This is a genomic window from Megasphaera sp. DJF_B143, assembly GCF_900320625.1.
Lineage (GTDB): Bacteria > Bacillota > Negativicutes > Veillonellales > Megasphaeraceae > Megasphaera > Megasphaera hexanoica.
Genome location: NZ_ONTA01000177.1, coordinates 1 through 3,644 on the forward strand (window position 1 = coordinate 1; position 3,644 = coordinate 3,644).

Below are 3,644 nucleotides of genomic sequence, written 5' to 3' on the forward strand. Positions count from 1 at the left end.
AAGCGCTGGAACCATTGAAAAAAAATCAGGGAAGCATTGTTATGGTCAGCAGTGATGCCGGCCTGCAGGGGAATATCGGCTGTTCAGTCTACAGTGCGACTAAAGGGGCAGTTGTGTCTTTTTGCAAATCGCTTGCCCTGGAACTGGCCCCTCATGATGTACGGGTCAACTGTGTCTGCCCCGGCGATGTAAAGACTCCGCTTCTGTCCCGCCAGATGGAAGCGAATCCTGACGAAACGGAAGAGTCTCTGCGCCAGCAGTACCCGCTATACCGGCTGGCTGAGGCTTCCGAGGTAGGGCAGGTCATCGTATTCCTTCTCAGCCGGGAAGCGTCGTATATGACGGCTACAGCAGTTCCTGTCGATGGCGGTTTGACAAGCTGGTGAAAACATGGGAAAATAAAGAAAAATGTATTTTGAAAATGGGGGGATTCCTATGTCAGATGAAATGGATAAAGTACAGGCATTACAAGAAGAAATCGATGCCCTGAAAAAAGAATTGGCAGCTATGAAAGCTGAAAAAGAAGCCCATGCGCCTGTAGCGCCGACCGCTTCCCTGGAAGTAATCCAGTCTATCGAAAATTCTGCTGCCGATGCTGATCTCAAGGTTGAAACCTATTGCCGCTGGGCAGCTGCCCGTGCTGGAGCCATTGTCATTGCTCCCCTCGTTGGCACAATCGCCCTCATGGCAAATGAAGTGTATCTCGTCAGCCGCATTGCCAAAGTCTACAATGTCAAGCTGTCTGAACGGGCTGTCATTGCCTTCCTCGGTGCCATGGGCAGCCGTATGGCGGGAAATCTCCTGACGACGCTTATTCCGTTCAGTGCGGTGCAGGTCCCTGTCGCCGTCGGTATTACGTACAGCCTGGGCCGGGTAACACAGCGCTGGATGAAAGATGGCATGCCTACCGATATGGGCCCGTACATCGAAATGATGGCCCAGTGGAAGGACAAGGCCCGTGAACAAGTAGATAAATTGCGTGATAATCCACTGAAAAATGTGCCGCTCGGAGATGAAACAGTAGATTTCATGAAGCGCTGGGGCAGTGTTGCCAAAGACGCTGCTATTGATGCTTTTGACGATGTCAAGGAAAAGGGCCAGGTAGTCATTGATTCTGTACGGCGCCGCAGCGTCCTCGATGATGTGGAAGAAGCCAGAGAAGACAGTGCTGATGTAAAAGAAACGACACAGGAAGAAGCGGCATCGGCAGGGGAAAAGCCAGCTGCCGATACGGCGGAACCGTCTGTCGATGAAAAAGTACAGGCAGCTGTAGAAGACGCCAAGATTCCTCTTGATGAAAAATAAATGAAGGTGTGCCTATGTGGAAATTGCTGTTGTTTTTTACCCGTTTCTATTCGCCAGGCCGTTTTCTGCGGTTTCTGAGTAAAACGAAGGGAAAACTACATTTCCTCCCGAAGCTCCTGGCCATCTTCTATTGCATCCAGGATAAGGATACGCCCAAACTGGTCCGGCTCGTACTTATGGGTGCTATCGGATATGTCATCCTGCCTATTGATGTTGTTCCCGATTTTCTGCCTGTTGCCGGCTGGGTCGATGACGCTGCTGTCGTAGCGGCGGCTCTGAAGTTTGCAGCGGCTTACATCAAACCGGAGCATAAAGAAAAAGTACGGCGTATCCTTCCGTTTGCTCACTGCGACTGGTAATTTTCTCTGTGGAAGGAAGGTCTGCATCAATTGCAGATCCGCCGGGGATAGTATTTCAGGCTGCCGCATCTGCGGCAGCTTTTTTACAGTATAAAGCGCCAGGTTTTGTCTGGTAAGTTTTGACAAATGCTCCTATACAGCGTAAAATAATAGGGCATGTTTAAGTGAAGACAGGAGTGGAAAAAATGGTCAGCGTAACAGAACGGGTCCGCTTCAGCGAGACAGATATGATGGGAAACGCCCATCATGCCAATCATATCCGTTGGTTTGAATGTGCGCGCTGCGAGTATATGCGTGCTGCCGGTGTCGATTTATTTGAACTCATGGATGAAGGCATTCTTTTTCCTATTAAAAACGTAAACTGTGAATACATCGATAATATCTATTACGATGATGAAATCGTCATCGAAGCCCGCCTGGTCAAATTATCGCGGGCTCAGATGGTATATGCCTACCGTATTCTGCGGAAACGGGACGGCCGCCTCATGGCCGAATGAACGACGCAGAATGTTTTTACCCATAAGGATACGGGAAAGGTAGCCCGCATTGGCGATGGTCCGTACCTCAGGCTGAAAGCCATGTATGAAACAGATCAGCAGGAAATGTGATCTGTTTCTGCAGCCGTTGTTCTAGTTCTACTTCATATTTTACCTAAAGGAGTCTTGTGTCGTGATTGTCTACCAGTTGCTGAACATCATTATCTTTATCGTCGGCCTCATTGCCGTACTGTATCTGTTATTCCGCCTCTTTGCCTGGCACCAGGGGGATGCCCGGTTTGTCATCGAAGCGCGGAGACGCCAGCCTTTTGCCTTAAAAAGCCTGACTGCCGGTACAGCTGTATTTGAAACAGAAGTTCCCTTTAAGAATATAGGGAAACAACTAGGAACGATTATGGATTTTTATCCCCGGACCCTGTTGCCTTATGAACAGTATGACAAGGTCATTGTCCACTCCCAGCTGGCAAATAAAGCAGCTGAACGGAACGATGGATATTGGGAATCGGTCATCATCAATCCCGGTGAATCGGGCCGCATCCGCGTTACGATTGAACTGGTGAGCAAGGAAGGAACCATCCGTGAAGATTTAAAGACCTTCCCCGATATGCCCATTGACCTGGTATATCAGGTCGTTTCCCGCAGTGAATGGTATATTCACAAGGCCCGTATTACACTCAAAGCTTCAGAAGTAAAACGGGCTATGGAACAAGCATAGGAGGAAAATAGACATGGCAGAATTAGAATTAGTACCGGTAAAGACCAGAATTCTTACTGATAAAGATGACATCGTCGATGTCATAGAAGAATATGCAAAAGATATCGTCGGACCTGATGATATTGTATGCTCGGCAGAAAGCGTTGTCGCCATCACCCAGCACCGCTATACCCGCCCGGAAGAACTGACACCAACCTGGCAGTGCCGTCTCATGCGCCGCTTCGTTCCCGGTGAAGGGAGTATGGCCAGTCTCTATGGCATGCAGGCGGCGATGAACCTTGAAGGGGAATGGAAGATGCTCTTCTGGTTCATCATCGGTTTTTTGGCAAAACTGGTTGGCAAAAATGGCGTGTGGTATGCCAAATGCCGCCAGGCATCGCTGACTGATGACGTGACGGGCACGATGCCGCCTTTTGATAAATGCATCGTCTATGGCCCGGATAAGCCTGATGAAGTAGCTGAAGCAATCAAAAAACGCATGGGCTGTTATGGTGCCTGCGTAGCTGACGTCAATGACCTTAAGCGTTCGGCTGTACTGGGCCATTCCCGCGGCCTGAATCCGAAGGAAATCGCCCGTATCCTGATCAATAACCCCTTTGGCAATGCATCGCAGAAGACGCCTATTGTCGTCATCAAGAATTATGCCCAGGCCGTGCGGGAACAAAAAAGTGAAACCGCTGCCAAAGAAAATAACTAACGATGGAGAAGGAACCTGCTATGAAAGAAACGATTATCCTGGCGACGCATAATGCTGGAAAAATCAGAGAA

The 3,644-nt window shown here is 49.3% G+C and carries 5 protein-coding genes and 1 pseudogene; all 6 read left to right on the forward strand.

Annotated elements, in window-relative coordinates:
• Window positions 1-386, forward strand: a 386-nt coding sequence (locus DBO31_RS05360) for an SDR family NAD(P)-dependent oxidoreductase (RefSeq protein ID WP_150824627.1), incomplete at its 5' end; no start/stop codon positions are given.
• Between the two features lie 49 nt (window positions 387-435).
• Window positions 436-1,305: a hypothetical protein gene (locus tag DBO31_RS05365; RefSeq protein ID WP_150824628.1), complete on the forward strand. Its 870-nt coding sequence runs from the start codon at window positions 436-438 to the stop codon at window positions 1,303-1,305.
• A 14-nt stretch (window positions 1,306-1,319) separates the two neighbouring features.
• A complete protein-coding gene (locus DBO31_RS05370; protein ID WP_075582286.1) occupies window positions 1,320-1,664 on the forward strand; it encodes a YkvA family protein in 345 nt (114 codons plus the stop codon).
• 185 nt (window positions 1,665-1,849) lie between these two features.
• Window positions 1,850-2,272: pseudogene (locus tag DBO31_RS05375) on the forward strand (acyl-CoA thioesterase).
• A 61-nt stretch (window positions 2,273-2,333) separates the two neighbouring features.
• Window positions 2,334-2,876 carry a hypothetical protein gene (locus DBO31_RS05380; RefSeq protein WP_059077414.1) on the forward strand — a complete coding sequence of 181 codons (543 nt, stop codon included), beginning with the start codon at window positions 2,334-2,336 and terminating at the stop codon, window positions 2,874-2,876.
• 13 nt (window positions 2,877-2,889) lie between these two features.
• Window positions 2,890-3,573: a coenzyme F420-0:L-glutamate ligase gene (locus tag DBO31_RS05385; RefSeq protein WP_059077415.1), complete on the forward strand. Its 684-nt coding sequence runs from the start codon at window positions 2,890-2,892 to the stop codon at window positions 3,571-3,573.
• Window positions 3,574-3,644: the final 71 nt, after the last annotated feature.

What these genes read in the sequence shown, in the direction of transcription:
- DBO31_RS05385 (WP_059077415.1), top strand. Translation starts at nt 2,890, where the DNA reads ATGGCAGAATTAGAATTAGTACCGGTAAAGACCAGAATTCTTACTGAT.
- DBO31_RS05370 (WP_075582286.1), top strand. Translation starts at nt 1,320, where the DNA reads ATGTGGAAATTGCTGTTGTTTTTTACCCGTTTCTATTCGCCAGGCCGT.
- DBO31_RS05365 (WP_150824628.1), top strand. Translation starts at nt 436, where the DNA reads ATGTCAGATGAAATGGATAAAGTACAGGCATTACAAGAAGAAATCGAT.